We start from the raw sequence: 17,256 nt of genomic DNA, 5'->3' as shown, positions 1-17,256 counted from the left end.
GCCTGAAGAGGCGTCTTTTTTCATTGCATCGGCTTTCGAAACAAGTAGCTTTCTATAGTAAAACCCATTTTGTCTGTATAAAATCGGTGAGCGTCTTTACGCTGAAGGCCAGATGAAAGACTGACAAAGCTTAATCCGGCTTTTTTCGCCCAGTCTGTGGCATAATCCAAAAGCATTTTGCCGTATCCCTTTGATCGGCAAGGCGCGGTTGTCACAAGATCCGCAATCCATAAGTGCTCCCCTTTATGAATGGAAACCCTCGGCAGCGCGCCGCATAGCGCCCTGATTGTTGTACCCTCATATAAGGCAAACAGCATATACGATTCTTTCTGCACGCAGGCTTCAAGTCTTTGTAAATACGTCTCTTCATTCAGTTCTGTTCTCAATTCACTCATTATCGGATACGACTCGGCCCATTCTTCTTTCGTGGTTAATTGTTTCATATGAATCATCTTCTCAATCCCCTTTCCATTCGTTACAATGATCATAGCGAATAAATGGCATTCACCAAATAGCCAATATCAGAAAAATTGACCATGCCAGATACAAAGGAGATATGAGATGGATATCACGCCTTTTCTTGATAAAAAAAGCAAAACACCGCTGTATGAGCAGCTTTATACCTTTTTCAAACAAGAAATTTCACATGCGCGAATACCGAAGGGAACAAAACTTCCGTCAAAGCGCAGGCTCTCCGGCTTGCTCGGTGTCAGTACGGCAACAATCGAACGTGCTTACGAGCAATTAACTGCTGAAGGCTATGTCAAAAGCAAGCCAAAAATCGGCTGGTACGCGGCGGAAGTAGAAGCAGACTTCCCGACAGCTCCTGACCATTTTCAGCAGTCTATGCAAAAGGTCTTACATGTAAAGAACACACCTGCTATTGACTTTCATCAGGGCAATGTTGATCATGACCTCTTTCCCTTTAACGCCTGGAGAAAAAGTATGGCAAAAAGTCTGGATCGCTATTCCGGATCGTTCCATACCTCTGGCGATCCACAAGGAGAACCTGAACTCAGGCAGATGATTGCCCGTTTTGTCAGGCTGTCACGAGGAGTACATTGCGAGCCAGAGCAGATCATCATCGGCGCAGGAACTACCGTGCTTCTGCAGATTCTTTGCCTTACGCTTGTGCCAGGAACAAAAATCGGTTTTGAAGAACCGGGTTTTCACCGGTCGAGAAGGATGTTTGAAGCAAATCGAATGAATGTCATTCCGATTTGTTCTGATAAAGAAGGCGTCCTGCCGGGTGAGCTTAAACGCCAAAATCCGTATCTGGTGTATACGACTCCTTCGCATCAGTTTCCGCTCGGGACCATTATGACGATAACCCGCAGACAGGAGCTGCTGGCGTGGGCGAAAGAAGCAAACTCGTTCATTATAGAGGATGATTACGATGGAGAATTTCGCTACAGCGGCCAGCCCATTCCGTCTTTGCAGGGTCTTGATCCGAATGGCAGAGTCATATACCTGGGCACTTTTTCAAAGTCACTGCTGCCTTCCTTGCGGCTCAGCTACATGATCCTCCCCCCTGCACTCGTGGAACCGGTCAGAAAAAACGCTCAGTTAATGAAGCAAACCGTCTCTTCCCACTCGCAAATGGCACTGGCAGACTTCATCGAAAGCGGAGAGTGGCAAAAGCACGTAAATAGAATGAGAGCCTTATACCGAAAAAAACATGCTGTCCTGTTAGAGGCCATACGCTCTGAACTAGGAAACACCGTTGAGATTCTCGGTAAAAACTCCGGGCTTCACATCCTGCTGCGGCTTTTGTTTTCAGTAAGTGAAGAAGAAGCGATTAAAGCTGCCGCCGACAACGGCGTAACCATCTATCCCGTATCCCCCTCATATAAAGGACAGCCGCCATTTGTTTCTGTCTTAATCGGTTATGGCGGTTTGTCAGAAGAGGACATCAGGCTTGGTATCCAAAAACTGAAAACAGCATGGGCTAAGTTGATATCGTCTAATTAAATAAGAAAACAGGCTCCGGAAACGGAGCCTGTTTTTTAAAATGATAAAATCCCGATTAAATTTAAGAATACAATAATAATGGCTAATGGCACGATAAAACGAAGCAAATAAAACCAAGTGTAAAAGAATGCTTTACCTGCATTTGATCCGTTTCTCATTTCCTCCCAGAGCTCGCGCTTCGAAATTTTGAGCGGGATAAAAAGAGAAATTAACAGAGCGCCTGATGGCATCAAAACATTGCTGACGGTAAAATCAGCAATATCAAAAAACGTTTTACCAAATATGTGCACATCGCTCAATACGCCATAAGACAAGCAGCAAGGGATTCCGACCAAGAAGATTAAAAGCCCGCTCGTCCATGACAGTTTTTTTCTCTTCTTTTCGTTCCCTTTTCCGATTGTGGCGACAATAATTTCAACCATCGAAAACGCTGAGGTTAAGGCTGCAAATAAAAACGCAACGAGAAAGCCGATAAAAAATAACGTGCCGAACGGAAGCTGTTCAAAAACGGCCGGAAGCACTGTAAACAGCAGTGTTGGACCTTCATTTGGCTGAAAGCCGAATGAAAAAACCGCCGGAAAAATGGCCAAGCCCGCCAAGAGTGTCACAATGATATTCATCACGACAATGGAGGCTGCCGAACGAGGGACATTTTGTGTTTTCGGCAAGTAAGAGCTGTAAGTCACCATTACCGAAACACCCAGTGTTAACGTAAAGAAGGCCTGTCCCAGCGCGAATAATATCGATTCTGGAGTCAGATCGCCGAAATGAGGCACAAGCAAAAATTTCACGCCTTCCATCGCACCATTAAGTGTGAGAGACCGAAGAACGAGAAGAATAAACAATATAAACAAAATCGGCATGATCACCGCACTGACCCGTTCAATCCCTTTTTGAACCCCTCTGGCCACTACCAAGACAGTCAGCACCATAAAAACAAACTGAGCCGCGATCGTCTGCACCGGATTTTGGATAATAGAAGCAAAAAGGGTGCCATACTGTGCTTGAGAAAGTCCGGACAGTGAACCAGATGCTGTCTTCACGATATACAGCAAAATCCATCCTCCGATTACACTGTAAAACGACAGTACTAAGAAACATGCTGCTACGCCGACCCACCCTGTTAGAAACCAAGCTGTTCGCGGCGCTTCTTTTTTATATGCATCAATGGCATTCGTCTGGTTCCGTCTTCCAAAAATAAATTCCCCCACTAAAAGCGGATAGCCTAAGAGGATGGTAAATAACACAAAGATAAGAAAAAAGGCTCCTCCTCCATTAGTCCCCGCTACATAAGGGAATTTCCAAATCGCGCCCAAGCCGATGGCCGAGCCGGCGGCTGCCATGACGAAACCGATTTTCGAAGCCCATTGGACTGGTTTTTGCTCAGACAATAAACGTCACTTCCTTTCCAGCCTATATTATCTCTTATTTTTGTCTTCATTTCTATATATTCATGATCAAGAATATAAAAGAGAGCGGTCTGAATCACCGCTCTCTTTATTGAAAGATTATTGATTTAATTTTGAATGCTTTCTTGAATACAGGAAATAGATTGCCAAGCCGATTAACAGCCACACTAAGAAGCGGACAATCGTCACCCATCCAAGATTTAAAATAAGGAACAGGCAGAACAGAATCGCCAGGCCGGGGATCACTGGAACCCCCGGACATTTAAAAGCTCTCGGAAGATCCGGCTGTTTCTTTCTCAAAACGATAACTGCCACAGAAATCAGCACAAACGCTGAAAGCGTCCCGATGTTTACCAGTTTTGCAAGTTCATCCAGCGGAACAAGCGAGCCGAGAAGCGCCGACATTGTTCCGAAAAACCAAGTGGCCACATATGGTGTTTTGTGCTTTGGATGTACCTTAGAAAGTGAGCCCGGCACAAGACCGTCACGTGACATGGCAAACATGACGCGTGTCTGTCCATAAAGCATCACGAGCATAACTGTCGTCATCCCTAAAACAGCGCCAATATCAATAATGCCTGCCACCCAATTTTGCCCTGCGCTTTGAAGAACGAGAGAAACCGGATGATCCACACCCGCAAACTGAGCAAATGGGATAACCCCTGTCATGATCGCTGATACGGTGACATATAAAATCGTGCAAACCAATAAAGAGAATATAATGCCTTTAGGCAGATCCTTCGCAGGATTTTTCGTCTCTTCCGCTGCAGAGGATACAGCGTCAAATCCGATAAAAGCAAAGAATACGAGCGCCGCTGCACTGAATACGCCGCCAAAGCCCATCGGCATAAACGGCTGCCAGTTATGCGGCTTCACGTAAACGGCTGCCACTGCGATAAACAGCAGAACGACCAGCACTTTCAAGATAACCATGATGTTGTTGACTCTTTTTGATTCTTTAATTCCTAAATAAAGCAAAAACGTTATCGCCATTACAATCACGAATGCAGGCAGATTAAAAATGGTAAAGGTGCCTTTCACCGCGCCCGGTGCCGCTGTTAAAGCAACCGGAAGATGAATGCCAAGCCCTGATAAAAATGATTGGAAATAACCAGACCAGCCGACTGACACTGCACTTACCGCCAGCATGTATTCTAAAATTAAATCCCACCCGATAATAAAGGCCATAAGCTCTCCCAATGTCGCATATGTGAATGTATACACCGAACCTGAAACAGGCACGCTTGAAGCAAATTCTGCGTAAGACAGGGCGGCGAATAGACAAGCCAGCGCCGCCACAACAAATGAAACGGTCAGGCCGGGACCGGCCGTGACTGCACCTGTTCCCGTCAGCACAAAAATCCCTGTGCCAATAATAGCTCCGATTCCAAGCAATGTTAAATCGAATGCCCCTAATTCTCTTTTTAAAGATTTTTCACCGCTCGTCGCAGCGATTAAATCCTGAATGCTTTTCTTCCTAAATACGCTCCCTTTCATTCCCCTTCAACTCCTAGACTAATTCTCTATTTTTATATATTTTATTTGAATTTTCTGAATTCATGAACGATAATGGGCATTTTTCTTTTTTTCTACTCTATTTGTACCGGTCGTGAATCATTCCTTTCTCCTACTCAATATTATATATAAAATCACAAAAATGAAAACGAAATTGTTAGAAAAATCGACAAATTTTTTATTTTTAAATTTCTCGTCGTAAAAAAACCAGCCATCAGGCTGGTTTCTCGTTGATTATGTTGAAATAAAACGGCCGCCATTCACATGAATGGTCTGCCCTGTCATATAAGAAGATTCGTCAGACGCCAGCAGGACATAAGCGCCTGCATGCTCAACCGGCTGTCCCGGTCTTCCCATTGGGGTATCCAAACCGTGCTGTTTCACTTTTTCCTCAGGGAATGTCGCCGGAATAAGAGGTGTCCAAATCGGGCCAGGCGCCACCGCATTCACTCTGATGCCTTTATCCGCAAGCGACATCGCCATGGACCTCGTAAAGGAGACAATTGCACCTTTTGTGCTGGAGTAATCAATTAACGCCGTATTCCCTTCATAAGCGGTAATGGAAGTCGTATTAATAATTGCACTCCCCTCTTTCAAGTGAGGCAAAGCTTTCTTCGTCATATGAAACATGGAAAAAATGTTTGTGCGAAATGTTTTTTCAAGCTGTTCTGTTGAAATGTTGAGAATGCTGTCCTGCGGATGTTGTTCAGCAGCGTTGTTCACCAAGATATCAAGTTTGCCAAAATGGTCTACTGTTTGCTGTACAGCTTGTTCACAATGGTTCTCGTCCCCGACATCTCCCGGGATAAGCAGGCAGCGGACATGTTCCTTTTCGATCCGTTTACGCGTTTCCTCAGCGTCCGAATGCTCGTCTAAGTAGAGAATGGAGACATCAGCCCCTTCTTTAGCAAACGCAATAGCGGCTGCTCTCCCTATTCCGCTGTCGCCCCCGGTAATGATGGCGACTTTTCCTTTCAGCTTTCCGCTTCCTTGATAATCCTCGTTCTCTGACAGAGGCAGCGGATTCATTTCTGACTCAATGCCCGGCTGTCTGTCCTGATGCTGCGGCGCTTGCCCTTCCGTTTGTCTGTCCATTGGGTTCATATTCATCACTCCTAGACATGTGGTTGATACTGAACGTTACCACGCCATAGAAGCGAATAAACGGCAAAATATGTTATGAAAGAACTTCTTCAGGAATGACGCCTGTATATTTCGCCGATGGACGGAAAATCATGTTGTTTTCTGCCTGTTCGAGCACATGGGCGCACCATCCTACCATTCTGCTTGCTGAAAAGGTCGGTGTAAACAATTCATCATCAAAATCGATCGCCTTCATGACAGCCGCCGCATAAAATTCAACATTTGTATACAGCTTGCGTCCCGGTTTGTAGATTTCAAGCAAACGAATCGCTTCTGCTTCTACATGCAGCGCAAGATCAAGGTCGCGGTCATTGCCGGCCACCTCTTCTGCTTTCTGTCGCAAAGCTTCTGCCCGTGGGTCCTTCGTCTTGTACACCCTATGGCCGAATCCCATCAGGCGCTCTCCTTTTTCGAGTTTTTCTTTCAGATATGCTTCAGCATTTTCTTTTTCTCCAATGTCTTCAAGCATTTTTGTCACCGCAGAAGGAGCGCCTCCGTGCAGCGGGCCTTTCATCGTGCCGAGAGCAGCAGTGACGGCAGATACTAAATCACTCTCTGTAGATAATGTGACCCGTGCCGAAAAAGTGGATGCGTTCATGCCGTGCTCCATGGCCAGAATCATATATGTTTCAAGCGCTTTCTTTTTTGCCTCTGAAGGCTGTTCACCTGTGAGCATATAATAGTAGTTTTCGACATGTCCGTACTGGGAAGATGGCGCAATTGATTGTTCACCGCGCGTCCATCGTTTTCTGTACGCTATGATGGAAGGCGTGATTGCAATCAGCCGAATCGCTTCTTCTGTTTTAGGATGGAATGTGTACGCATTTTCTCCCAATGCGGATACAACCGTTCTCAGCACCGACATGTCGTCCATGTTGTTTGGCAGTGACTGAATCAAGCGCTCGATGTGTTCCGGCAGATGCCGCTCCGCAGCCAGCTTATCTTCAAATGTCTGCAATTCTTCAGATGTCGGCAGTTTTCCAAATAAAATCAAATAAGCGGCTTCTTCAAAGCTGTGATTCAAAGCAATGTCTTTTGCATGATGGCCTCGGTAAATCAGACGGCCTTTTTCGCCATCAATATGGCTGATAGATGTTTCCACACATGTAATTCCCTTTAATCCGTAATGTACCATTTGTATTCCCCCTATCCTTTTCTGTTATTATAGTAAATATAATATTTAAAAAATAATGAATATTTTAAAGGGAATTAATTAAAAATATTAATCAGAGGGAGAATAGAAATGGACTTCAAATGGCTTCACACCTTTGTGACCGCTGCGAAATATGAAAACTTCCGAAAAACAGCGGAAACGCTTTTTTTATCTCAACCCACTGTGACCGTACATATCAAGCAATTAGAAAAAGAAATCAGCTGCAAGCTGTTCGAGCGAAAAGGAAGGCAGATCCAGCTGACTGATGAAGGCAGAGCTTATTTGCCGTATGCGCTCCGGCTTCTTGATGATTACGAAAACAGCATGGCAGAGCTTCACAGAGTGAGACAAGGCTACTCTCAAACCTTACAGCTCGCGGTTTCTCCGCTTATCGCAGATACTGTGCTCCCTTCTGTCATGAAGCGGTACACAGCGATGAATACGGAAACAGAAATGGCAGTTACGATTTTCGAATCAGCAGAAATCGCGTCACTGATTAAAGCCGGCGAAGCAGATATCGGACTGAGCTGTTTAAAGGTGCAGTCTTCCTCTTTAACCTGCCACTGTTTATTTCAAGATCCTGTTGTCCTTGTTGCTCCGCCCGATCAGCGTTTCATAGATGACAAAGAAATTGATGCCAAAGAGGTGCTTGAGCAGTACCTGCTTTTGACCCACAATCACCCTGATTACTGGGACGACTTGCTCCATCAAGTCAGAGTGACATTTCCATTTGTGAGAACAATGAAAGTCACACAAACACATATAACGAAACGGTTTATCAAGGAAGGACTCGGCGTTTCATTTCTGCCCTTATCCACAGTAAAGCGTGAATTGGCAGAAAAACAGATGATCAGAATCCCTTATCAATCAGTGCAGCTGCCCTATGCCGGCGCTTACGCAATTGCCCTTTATGAAAATAAGAAAGAAAAAAAATTTTTGGATTTTCTATCACATTTTCATTTTTAGGAGCAACCAAAACGAATGTGCTTCGTCTAATGAAAAAAACCCGTTCCAATGAACGGGTTTCCTATTAAAATTAGAATCTTTTCGCACCGAGGTAACGAGGCTTCCAGTAGCTGTTGTCCAGGCTGCTGATTTGTACGCCGTCAGACCCTGCATGAACGAAACTGTTGTTTCCGATATAAATTCCCATATGAGAAGGGCCGGATTTATATGTTGTGAAGAAGACAAAATCTCCGACAGACGGGTTGGAAATGCTCTTCATAGAACTCCAGTATCCCGCAGTGCTTGTTCTGCCCACACTTGTTTGTTTATTCAGCACGTACCAGATGAATCCGCTGCAGTCAAAGCCGGAAGTTGTCGTTCCGCCCCATTTGTATGGCGTTCCGATTAACGCTTTTGCATCAGAAACCAGCTTGCTCACATTAAGTGATGTAGCAGATGATGCTTTGCTGCTTGAAGATGAAGAAGAGCCGGAAGAAACATTTTTTGAGCTTGAGCTTGTGCTTGTTCCTTTTACTTTCAACACTTGGTTAACGTAGATTACATCTGATTTTAAGCCGTTTAAGCTTTTTAATTTGCTAACTGTAGTGCCGTATTGATTTGCGATTTTAGACAGACTATCCCCGCGTTTCACTTTATAAGTTGAAGTTGAACCTGAAGATGTTGATACGCTTGATGAACTAGAGCTGCTTGAACTTGTTGAACCTTTCAGTTTCAGAACTTGTCCGATACGAAGTAAGTCTGATTTTAAGCCATTCAGTTTTTTCAGTTCATTGACTGTCATGCCGTATTTTTTAGAAATTTTCCAAAGGCTGTCCCCGCTCTTTACTGTGTATGTAGAAGAAGATGAAGAACTGCTGCTTTTTGAACTTGTAGATTTGCCGTTAATCGATAAAGTCTGCCCTACATAAATGATGTCTGAACGAAGGTTGTTTTCTGATTTAATTTTACTGATCGTAGTGTCATATTTTCTTGAAAGATCCCATAGCGTGTCGCCTTTTTTCACCTTGATGCTTTGTGCAGATGCCGCTCCTGCAAATAATGTCGATCCTAAAACAACTGCTGTCGTCGCTGTAATGATTTGCTTTTTCATATTTTCCTCCCCAAATTTTATATCTATATATGTATCTCTTTTTTTTAATTAATCTTATTGTTTTCTATTATAAGGATAGATTCCCAACAGAAATAGTCTTGACTTCATGCGACAAATTTCTTAATTATTCGTTCTTAAAAAAAGTTTTTAAGGGTATTAAATATTTCATTTTCGTTTCAAAGGTGACAAAAAACGAGTGCTTTTGTCATGTTTTATGGGAGGTTTTTCAACATAAAGGAAATAAATGAGAACCTTTCGGGGTCAACTTACTTATGGAAGAATGTGTGATAAAGAATATACGTGGAAAGCTGCGGTCATCCGCAGTTTTTTTATTTAAACAAACATATCATGCAAGGGCAAAGAGGTAAAGATTTTTCTGAAAAATGAATGCTTTACATCAAATAAGGCAAGATAACGAAACAGCGTTTTTATATTTCCTTACAATGATTTACTTAATGTTTACACGATCAATAGCCGCATTTAACAATATTTCCCTAACATGATAAACAGAATACATTTAAAGGAGGCATGCAAAGAATGAATTTGTTTCAAAACATGAAATCAAAACTTTTGCCACTCGCCGCTGTTTCTGTCCTTACAGCTGGGATTTTTGCCGGAGCCGAGGTGCAGAAAACCGAAACGGCAAGCGCTAAAAAACAAGACAAAGCCGAAATCAGAAATGTCATTGTGATGATCGGTGACGGCATGGGGACTCCTTACATAAACGCCTACCGTTCCCTGAAAAATAACGGTGAAACACCGAATAACCCGAAACTAACTGAGTTTGACCGGAACCTGACAGGCATGATGATGACGCATCCGGATGACCCTGACTATAATATTACAGATTCAGCAGCAGCCGGAACAGCATTAGCGACAGGCGTTAAGACTTATAACAATGCAATTGGCGTTGATAAAAACGGAAAAAAAGTAAAATCAGTGCTTGAAGAGGCCAAACAGCAAGGCAAGTCAACAGGTCTTGTCGCAACGTCTGAAATTAACCACGCCACTCCAGCCGCATATGGCGCCCACAATGAATCACGGAAAAACATGGACCAAATTGCCAACAGCTATATGGATGACAAAATAAAAGGCAAGCAAAAAATAGACGTTTTACTTGGTGGCGGAAAATTGTATTTTAACCGCAAAGATAGAAATTTGACGAAGGAATTCAAACAAGCCGGCTACAGCTATGTGACAACAAAACAAGCACTGAAGAAAAATAAAGATCAGCAGGTGCTCGGGCTTTTTGCAGACGGAGGGCTTGCTAAAGCGCTCGACCGTGACAGCAAAACACCATCTCTCAAAGACATGACGGTTTCAGCAATTGACCGCCTGAACCAAAATAAAAAAGGATTTTTCTTGATGGTCGAAGGCAGCCAAATTGACTGGGCAGCCCATGACAATGATACAGTAGGAGCCATGAGCGAGGTTAAAGATTTTGAACAGGCCTATAAAGCCGCGATTGATTTTGCGAAAAAAGATAAACATACGCTTGTCATTGCAACTGCTGACCATACAACCGGCGGCTTTGCCATTGGCGCAAACGGCGAAAAGAATTGGCACGCGGAGCCGATTCTCTCCGCGAAAAAAACACCTGAATTTATGGCCAAAAAAATCAATGAAGGCAAACCGGCCAAAGATGTGCTCGCCCGCTATACAAATCTGAAATTCACATCAGAAGAAATCAAAAGTGTTGAAGCCGCTGCACAGGCTGACAAAAGCAAAGGCGCCTACAAAGCCATCATCAAGATTTTTAACACACGCTCTAACAGCGGCTGGACGAGTACCGATCATACCGGCGAAGAAGTGCCATTATACGCGTACGGCCCCGGAAAAGAAAAATTCCGCGGACTGATTAACAATACAGATCAGGCAAACATCATATTTAAAATTTTGAAAACAGGAAAATAAAGAGGATGCAGAACGCTGCATCCTCTTTTTTTATAAATACCTGCGGTGAACACCTTTTCCGTCGTACGAAAACATGACTTCCTTATCCTCAAGTACAGACTCGATGTGTACGCTTCTCCCCCAAAGCTGAAATAAATAAGGGAGCACTTTCTCCAAATACTTTAAATCCAGCTCAATGCCCTCATACCAATGCTTAATGTAGAGCTCGTTATTTTTCATGTAATCGCCGTCGTTTACTGTCAAATATGGAAACCCGCCGTTTACCCGCATGCTCACGAGCTGGTCGCGTACCGATTTCCATTCTTTATCGACGATTTTATAATCTCTGCCCTGTTTTTGAAACAAGTAAAGATCCTCGCGCATAACTAAGTCTTTTGTTAAATAATTGCGGATGAAAGAGATATCAGATTCAATTTCCCTGACCTCAAACATTTTCTCGCGGCCTGAGTCAGGCTTCACGCCCATTTTTTTCATTTCTTCCGTCGGATTGTTGTACCGCTCCTCAATGTCTTCAAATATTTTCAGCCCTAAATAATAAGGATTAATGCCTGTTTTGGACGGCTGAACGACACCTGCATTCAGCTTGGCGAACTCTATCGCTTCATCAGAGGTTAAATCAAGCTCACGTATAATTCGCTGGTGCCAATAGGAAGCCCAGCCCTCATTCATAATCTTTGTTTCCAGCTGAGGCCAGAAATAAAGCATTTCCTCTCTCATCATCGTTAAAATATCACGCTGCCACGGCTCCAGCTCCCGGGAATGCTCCTCGATAAAAAGCAGAATATCTTTTTCCGGTCGCGGCGGGAAAGGTTTTTTCGATTTTTTCACTTGTTTTTTCGGTTTCTTTTCATCCAAAGACCATAAATCATCATAAGGCGTTGCTGCCTCTTCCATCTCCTCTTCCTCATCATCCACACTCCATAGGAGCTTCGGACGGACCAAAGACGGATCGATATGCTCCTGAATCGAAAGGATCGCGTCTAAAAAAGCTTCTACTTCCTTTATCCCGTGAACCTGTTCATAGTGTTTAATCCGCTCGGCCGTTGCCGCCATGCTTTCCACCATATCGCGCTTCGTGTTTTGGAATCTGCAGTTGTTTTTAAAGAAATCGCAATGGGCGAGAACGTGAGCGACAATTAATTTATTTTGGATCAGTGAGTTGCTGTCCAGCAAAAAAGCGTAGCATGGATCTGAATTAATGACCAGCTCATAAATCTTGCTTAATCCAAGATCATAATGCAGCTTCATTTTGTGAAACTGCTTGCCGAAGCTCCAGTGGCTGAATCTTGTCGGCATCCCGTACGCGCCGAATGTATAAATAATTTCAGCCGGGCAGATTTCATATCTCATCGGGTAGAAATCAAGGCCGAATCCTTTTGCAACTTCGGTAATTTCCTCAATTGCCCGCTGTAATCCCTTCTTCTCCTCCGCGTTCAACCGAATCCCCCCCTACTTGGACTTATCTATAATGTATGAGCCCGCCTGACAAAAGATGATAGCCTCACATGGGCAAGAAAAAATTCGACCGGCACATTCAGCTGTTTGCCGATTGTGGCAGTGGGTAAAAACACACCATATTACGAAAAAAAGGAGCGATACCAATTGAATGTAGCAGACATGCTTTCTTCTTATCTCAGTAAGCTTCCAAACGTAATCATTGCTTTACTCGTCTTATTAATCGGATGGGCTATCGCTAAAATTATTGAAAAAGCGGTTTACAAAGGGCTCAGAAAAACAAAAATCGACGACAAGCTCTTTGCTGGGAAAAAGCCATCACGCTATTCCTCCGAAAAAGTCATAAGCAAGATCGTTTATTTTATCGCATTGATTATCGTCTTTATTTTATTCTTTAACATTTTGCACCTGACAACAGTAGCATCACCGTTTGTCAGCATGCTTTCCGCAATTGCAGCAGCCATCCCAAGCGTGCTGAAGGCCGGACTCATTCTGCTGTTAGGGTGGGCTGCAGCCTCTGTATTGAGCTTCCTTGTTAAAAAAATCGGGATGAAGCTGAACACGAGTGACAAGCTGCGCAAGTGGAATTTGGTGTCTGAAGGAAAAGATATTCATCAGGCAGTCAATGCCGCTTCACAAATTGTTTTTTATCTCGTGCTGCTTGTTTTTCTGCCCGGGGTTTTATCTTCTTTAAAAATCAGCGGCATTTCAGGTCCGTTTACAAATATGATGGAAAGCGTGCTCGCTTTTCTCCCGAAATTATTTGCCGCCGCGCTTATCGTCTTAATCGGCTGGCTTGTTGCCCGTCTTGTACGTGACATCATTACGAATTTCCTTGCAAGCATCGGCACGGAGAGATTTGCAGCACGTATGGGTTTATCTATTTACTTAAAAGATACAAGCCTTTCTGCAGTCATCGGAACAATCGCTTATGTGCTGATTTTAATACCGGTCGTCATTTCAGCGCTTGACCAGCTGGATGTCGCCGGCATTTCGAAACCGGCTGTCTCTATGCTAAACACCATTTTAAACATGCTTCCGAACATCATCATAGCCATCGTACTTGTTTTAGCGGGTATATGGGCAGGAAAATGGGTAAACACCATGGTGACCGGACTGCTCCATCGCGCAGGCTTTGATTCTGTGTTAGGAAAAATGGGCATGGAAACAGGAACGCCTGCGAAGCTGTCCCTGTCTCAAGTTGTTGGTATGATTGCGCAAATCATTGTCATTCTGCTGTTTACAGCCGAAGCGCTGCAAATTGTTCAGCTGCACTTCCTCGTAGAGATTGCGACTGGCATCATTGCGTATCTGCCGAATGTTCTTGTCGCTGTATTCATTCTCGGCATCGGCCTTTACGCCGGAGAATTGGTGCGAAAAGTGCTCGCAAGCATGATCAAAGGCCAGGAATTCAAGTCTTTAGCGGCGATTGCTAAATATACGATTATTGCACTTGCTTTCTTTATGGCCCTGGACCAGCTTGGTGTCGCTGCCACAATCGTCAATTCCGCGTTCATCATCGTGCTTAGCGGCTTCGCACTCGCTTTCGGTTTATCCTTCGGCCTTGGCGGAAAGGATTTTGCATCACGTTATCTGTCTACATTTGAACGCAAAATGCAAAACACCGAAATTGATAAGAACCGCAAAAACCAAAATCCGCCGAATAACATGTAATAAAAAACGTGTACCCAGCAGGGTGCACGTTTTTTATGGAAAATTCCTTTTTTTTCATTTTTCAATCGATTATGATAAGATATAGAAAATGTCTTATTACGAGGTCTTATTATGAAGTTAACAAATTATACAGATTATTCATTAAGAGTGTTGATTTTTCTGGCTGCAGAACGTCCCGGAGAACTTTCAAATATAAAACAGATTGCCGAAACGTATGCTATTTCAAAAAATCATCTCATGAAAGTGATATACAGGCTCGGCCAGCTCGGCTACGTAGAAACAATACGCGGACGAGGCGGCGGTATACGCTTAGGCATGAACCCGGAAGACATCAACATCGGTGAGGTTGTCAGAAAAACGGAAGACGATTTTAATATTGTGGAATGTTTTGATGTGAACAAGAATCTCTGCGTTATTTCCCCAGTATGCGGTTTAAAACATGTGCTTAATGAAGCGCTTATGGCCTATCTTGCGGTTTTGGACAACTACACACTGCGCGACCTTGTTAAAAACAAAGAAGACATTATGAAGCTTTTAAGATTGAAGGAATAGATTGATTCCTTCTTTTTTATGCCCTTTTTCCCCCTTTTTGTTAAGAAAATTTGGCTGTTTTTAAAAAAAGGCAAAACGATGGGACGTATCTGCCGATATAAAAAAGAAACAGCATATTCAAAATCATTGGGGGAAAAAAGGAGAGCTCAGATGAAAAAGAAATTAGCAGCAGGTCTGACAGCATCTGCGATTGTCAGTACAACTTTAGCAGTGACACCAGCTGAAGCAGCAACGATTAAGGTCAAAAGCGGAGATTCGTTATGGAAACTGGCCCAAAACTACAACTCAAGTGTGGCGGCTATCACATCCGCCAACCATCTATCGACTACTGTTCTGTCGATCGGCCAGACGCTTACGATTCCGGGCAGCAATTCCGGCACTTCATCTACTTCAAGCTCAACAACCAAGAAGAGCGGAAGTTCTGTTTACACAGTGAAAAGCGGAGATTCACTTTGGCTGATCGCAAATGAGTATAAAATGACGGTGCAGGAACTGAAAAAATTAAATGGACTAAGCAGCGACATGATTCGTGCGGGCCAGAAATTAAAGGTGGCCGGTACGGTTTCTTCAAACTCCAGCTCTAGTTCCAGTACAAAAAGCAGTTCTAATAAGAGCTCAAGCTCTTCATCTTCTACCGGAACATACAAGGTGCAGCTTGGAGATTCGCTTTGGAAAATTGCAAACAAAGTTAATATGTCCGTCGCTGAATTGAAGGTCTTGAACAACTTAAAATCAGATACCATTTATGTGAATCAAGTGTTGAAAACAAAATCAAGCGGCTCTAAAACGTCTTCCAAAGACACTTCATCCAACTCCAATTCGAGCCAAACTTCAGGAACAAAGAATTATACTGTAAAAAGCGGAGATTCACTTTGGAAAATTGCAAACAACTATAACTTAACTGTTCAGCAAATCCGAAACAGCAACAATCTAAAATCAGACGTGCTGTACGTCGGACAAGTGCTGAAGCTGACAGGTCAAGCATCTTCAGGCACTTCATCTCCATCGTCTTCTTCGTCAAATGCTAGCTCAAGCACGACGACTACATACACGGTGAAAAGCGGCGATTCCTTATGGGTGATTGCTCAAAAGTTTAATGTAACAGCTCAGCAGATTCGGGAGAAAAACAATTTAAAAACGGATGTCTTGCAGGTTGGCCAAAAGCTGGTCATTACCGGAAAAGCTTCATCTTCATCGTCTTCTTCATCCGGTTCTTCAAGCAACACGAGCTCAACAAGCGCAAAGATTAACACAATGATTGCCGCCGCTAAAGAGCAGCTTGGGGTTCCGTATCGCTGGGGGGGCACGACACCGGCCGGGTTTGACTGCAGCGGATTCATTTACTATGCCCTGAACAAAGTCACATCCGTATCTAGGTTAACGGCAGCTGGATATTGGAACACAATGAAATCTGTCAGCCAGCCTGCTGTCGGAGACTTCGTTTTCTTTACAACATATAAAGCCGGCCCTTCCCACGTCGGAATTTATCTTGGAAACGGGGAATTCATTAATGCCAACGATTCCGGTGTTGTCATTTCCAGTATGAACAACTCTTACTGGAAACAGCGCTATCTTGGTGCAAAACGATATTTCTAAAAATAGAAACTGTATGGCCTGAGCGGCTGTACAGTTTTTTTAGAGCCTAAAGACATTGATGCTGATCATATGCTTTGTAACCGGATGAAAATAGACTTCGGCCCGAACAGAAAAGGTATCATCTTTCTGTCTGACCGTCACCCGAAAAACATCTTTCGTCTGCTCATCATTCACCTCGGTCCGCCCCATATAAGCGTAATCAGAAAATGAAGCACCCTTATATTCATCCTGAATTTTACTCCAGGCGAGCTGTTCCCACTTTTGAACGGACTCGTCTGTGTCCGTTGAATGCCCTTTTGCAGCCATTGACACGATGATCAATCCGCAAAAAAGAAGCGCAATGGTATACGGCAGAGATTTCATGTTTTCAGTCTCCTGTACCCAGATTATGTTCTCTCATAGGTTTTCCAAAAGAGACAGCTTCATTCAAGCATTTTGATTTTATGTCTCCCTCATATTGCTACCCCTGTACTGCCGCAGACGCCAAGTTTTGCCCCGTCAATAACATGGAATGCGGCATAAACTAATCACGAACTTCTCACACAAGAAAGGAGAAGCGATTCATGGATTATGCCGATTACGATAAAGCGTTGTATTACACCCATCGTTCTCAATGGGATAATTTATTAATTTTAATGGTGCGTACAGAGGATGATTTGTTATCAAAACGAATCGAGCATTTTCTGCATGCCTATCATTTTGAACAGGATTACGCCGTTCTTGAAAAGATGCTGTATTCCCTTCTCCGTTATATTGATCATGCCACAGAACTAACTTACGAAGATCAATTAGCCTTGCTCACATAAACAAATCCCGGC

The 17,256-nt window shown here is 43.6% G+C and carries 15 protein-coding genes; 7 read left to right on the top strand and 8 right to left on the bottom strand.

Features of this window, described 5'->3' with window-relative positions; all coding sequences use genetic code 11:
* Positions 1–20 precede the first annotated feature (20 nt).
* Positions 21–452 (bottom strand): GNAT family N-acetyltransferase, encoded by a 432-nt coding sequence (locus tag AC4CV5_RS05825; RefSeq protein WP_166853784.1) that lies wholly within the window; start codon positions 450–452, stop codon positions 21–23.
* A 109-nt stretch (positions 453–561) separates the two neighbouring features.
* On the opposite strand from AC4CV5_RS05825, the gene pdxR reads away from it, so the two are divergent.
* A complete protein-coding gene (pdxR, locus tag AC4CV5_RS05820; RefSeq protein ID WP_166853785.1) occupies positions 562–1,971 on the top strand; it encodes a MocR-like pyridoxine biosynthesis transcription factor PdxR in 1,410 nt (469 codons plus the stop codon).
* A gap of 35 nt (positions 1,972–2,006) precedes the next feature.
* Here pdxR and AC4CV5_RS05815 read toward each other — a convergent pair whose 3' ends face one another.
* The 4 genes from AC4CV5_RS05815 to citA all read right to left on the bottom strand — a co-directional run bounded on the left by AC4CV5_RS05815 (position 2,007) and on the right by citA (position 7,173).
* Positions 2,007–3,362, bottom strand: a complete 1,356-nt coding sequence (locus tag AC4CV5_RS05815) for a sodium-dependent transporter (RefSeq protein ID WP_166853786.1) — start codon at positions 3,360–3,362, stop codon at positions 2,007–2,009.
* Between the two features lie 117 nt (positions 3,363–3,479).
* Complete coding sequence (gene bcaP, locus AC4CV5_RS05810) at positions 3,480–4,877, bottom strand: branched-chain amino acid transporter BcaP (protein WP_166853787.1); 1,398 nt, start codon at positions 4,875–4,877, stop codon at positions 3,480–3,482.
* A 252-nt stretch (positions 4,878–5,129) separates the two neighbouring features.
* Positions 5,130–5,999: an SDR family oxidoreductase gene (locus tag AC4CV5_RS05805; RefSeq protein WP_490922250.1), complete on the bottom strand. Its 870-nt coding sequence runs from the start codon at positions 5,997–5,999 to the stop codon at positions 5,130–5,132.
* 73 nt (positions 6,000–6,072) lie between these two features.
* A complete protein-coding gene (gene citA, locus AC4CV5_RS05800) occupies positions 6,073–7,173 on the bottom strand; it encodes a citrate synthase/methylcitrate synthase (protein WP_222142503.1) in 1,101 nt (366 codons plus the stop codon).
* 108 nt (positions 7,174–7,281) lie between these two features.
* Here citA and citR point away from each other — a divergent pair, with 108 nt between their 5' ends.
* Positions 7,282–8,157: a transcriptional regulator CitR gene (citR, locus tag AC4CV5_RS05795; RefSeq protein ID WP_166853790.1), complete on the top strand. Its 876-nt coding sequence runs from the start codon at positions 7,282–7,284 to the stop codon at positions 8,155–8,157.
* A gap of 70 nt (positions 8,158–8,227) precedes the next feature.
* Here citR and lytE read toward each other — a convergent pair whose 3' ends face one another.
* Positions 8,228–9,247 carry a peptidoglycan endopeptidase LytE gene (gene lytE, locus AC4CV5_RS05790; protein ID WP_166853791.1) on the bottom strand — a complete coding sequence of 340 codons (1,020 nt, stop codon included), beginning with the start codon at positions 9,245–9,247 and terminating at the stop codon, positions 8,228–8,230.
* A gap of 528 nt (positions 9,248–9,775) precedes the next feature.
* Here lytE and phoA point away from each other — a divergent pair.
* Positions 9,776–11,161, top strand: a complete 1,386-nt coding sequence (gene phoA, locus AC4CV5_RS05785; protein WP_490922249.1) for an alkaline phosphatase PhoA — start codon at positions 9,776–9,778, stop codon at positions 11,159–11,161.
* Between the two features lie 30 nt (positions 11,162–11,191).
* On the opposite strand, the gene spoVR is transcribed toward phoA, so the two are convergent.
* Positions 11,192–12,598, bottom strand: a complete 1,407-nt coding sequence (gene spoVR / locus AC4CV5_RS05780; protein ID WP_248602572.1) for a stage V sporulation protein SpoVR — start codon at positions 12,596–12,598, stop codon at positions 11,192–11,194.
* A gap of 165 nt (positions 12,599–12,763) precedes the next feature.
* Here spoVR and AC4CV5_RS05775 point away from each other — a divergent pair, with 165 nt between their 5' ends.
* The 3 genes from AC4CV5_RS05775 (at position 12,764) to lytF (ending at position 16,438) form a co-directional block, all read left to right on the top strand.
* On the top strand, positions 12,764–14,290 hold the full coding sequence (locus AC4CV5_RS05775; RefSeq protein WP_166853794.1) for a mechanosensitive ion channel: 1,527 nt from the start codon (positions 12,764–12,766) through the stop codon (positions 14,288–14,290).
* A 111-nt stretch (positions 14,291–14,401) separates the two neighbouring features.
* A complete protein-coding gene (nsrR, locus tag AC4CV5_RS05770) occupies positions 14,402–14,842 on the top strand; it encodes a nitric oxide-sensing transcriptional repressor NsrR (RefSeq protein WP_222142499.1) in 441 nt (146 codons plus the stop codon).
* A 150-nt stretch (positions 14,843–14,992) separates the two neighbouring features.
* A complete protein-coding gene (gene lytF, locus AC4CV5_RS05765; protein WP_490922247.1) occupies positions 14,993–16,438 on the top strand; it encodes a peptidoglycan endopeptidase LytF in 1,446 nt (481 codons plus the stop codon).
* 39 nt (positions 16,439–16,477) lie between these two features.
* On the opposite strand, the gene AC4CV5_RS05760 is transcribed toward lytF, so the two are convergent.
* Complete coding sequence (locus tag AC4CV5_RS05760; RefSeq protein WP_222142497.1) at positions 16,478–16,801, bottom strand: YqzG/YhdC family protein; 324 nt, start codon at positions 16,799–16,801, stop codon at positions 16,478–16,480.
* Positions 16,802–17,001: 200 nt separating this feature from the next.
* On the opposite strand from AC4CV5_RS05760, the gene AC4CV5_RS05755 reads away from it, so the two are divergent.
* On the top strand, positions 17,002–17,244 hold the full coding sequence (locus AC4CV5_RS05755) for a YhdB family protein (protein ID WP_003224139.1): 243 nt from the start codon (positions 17,002–17,004) through the stop codon (positions 17,242–17,244).
* Positions 17,245–17,256 lie beyond the last annotated feature (12 nt).

This window comes from Bacillus sp. NS1 (assembly GCF_058248265.1).
The sequence above is the reverse complement of the archived record's forward strand: the minus strand, read 5'-3'. Positions and strand labels throughout refer to the sequence as shown.

Coding starts and splice junctions, on each gene's coding strand:
- citR (WP_166853790.1), top strand. CDS start 7,282: ATGGACTTCAAATGGCTTCACACCTTTGTGACCGCTGCGAAATATGAA.
- phoA (WP_490922249.1), top strand. CDS start 9,776: ATGCAAAGAATGAATTTGTTTCAAAACATGAAATCAAAACTTTTGCCA.
- AC4CV5_RS05755 (WP_003224139.1), top strand. CDS start 17,002: ATGGATTATGCCGATTACGATAAAGCGTTGTATTACACCCATCGTTCT.
- AC4CV5_RS05805 (WP_490922250.1), bottom strand. CDS start 5,999: ATGAACCCAATGGACAGACAAACGGAAGGGCAAGCGCCGCAGCATCAG.
- pdxR (WP_166853785.1), top strand. CDS start 562: ATGGATATCACGCCTTTTCTTGATAAAAAAAGCAAAACACCGCTGTAT.
- AC4CV5_RS05825 (WP_166853784.1), bottom strand. CDS start 452: ATGATTCATATGAAACAATTAACCACGAAAGAAGAATGGGCCGAGTCG.
- nsrR (WP_222142499.1), top strand. CDS start 14,402: ATGAAGTTAACAAATTATACAGATTATTCATTAAGAGTGTTGATTTTT.
- lytE (WP_166853791.1), bottom strand. CDS start 9,247: ATGAAAAAGCAAATCATTACAGCGACGACAGCAGTTGTTTTAGGATCG.
- AC4CV5_RS05760 (WP_222142497.1), bottom strand. CDS start 16,801: ATGAAATCTCTGCCGTATACCATTGCGCTTCTTTTTTGCGGATTGATC.
- bcaP (WP_166853787.1), bottom strand. CDS start 4,877: ATGAAAGGGAGCGTATTTAGGAAGAAAAGCATTCAGGATTTAATCGCT.
- lytF (WP_490922247.1), top strand. CDS start 14,993: ATGAAAAAGAAATTAGCAGCAGGTCTGACAGCATCTGCGATTGTCAGT.
- citA (WP_222142503.1), bottom strand. CDS start 7,173: ATGGTACATTACGGATTAAAGGGAATTACATGTGTGGAAACATCTATC.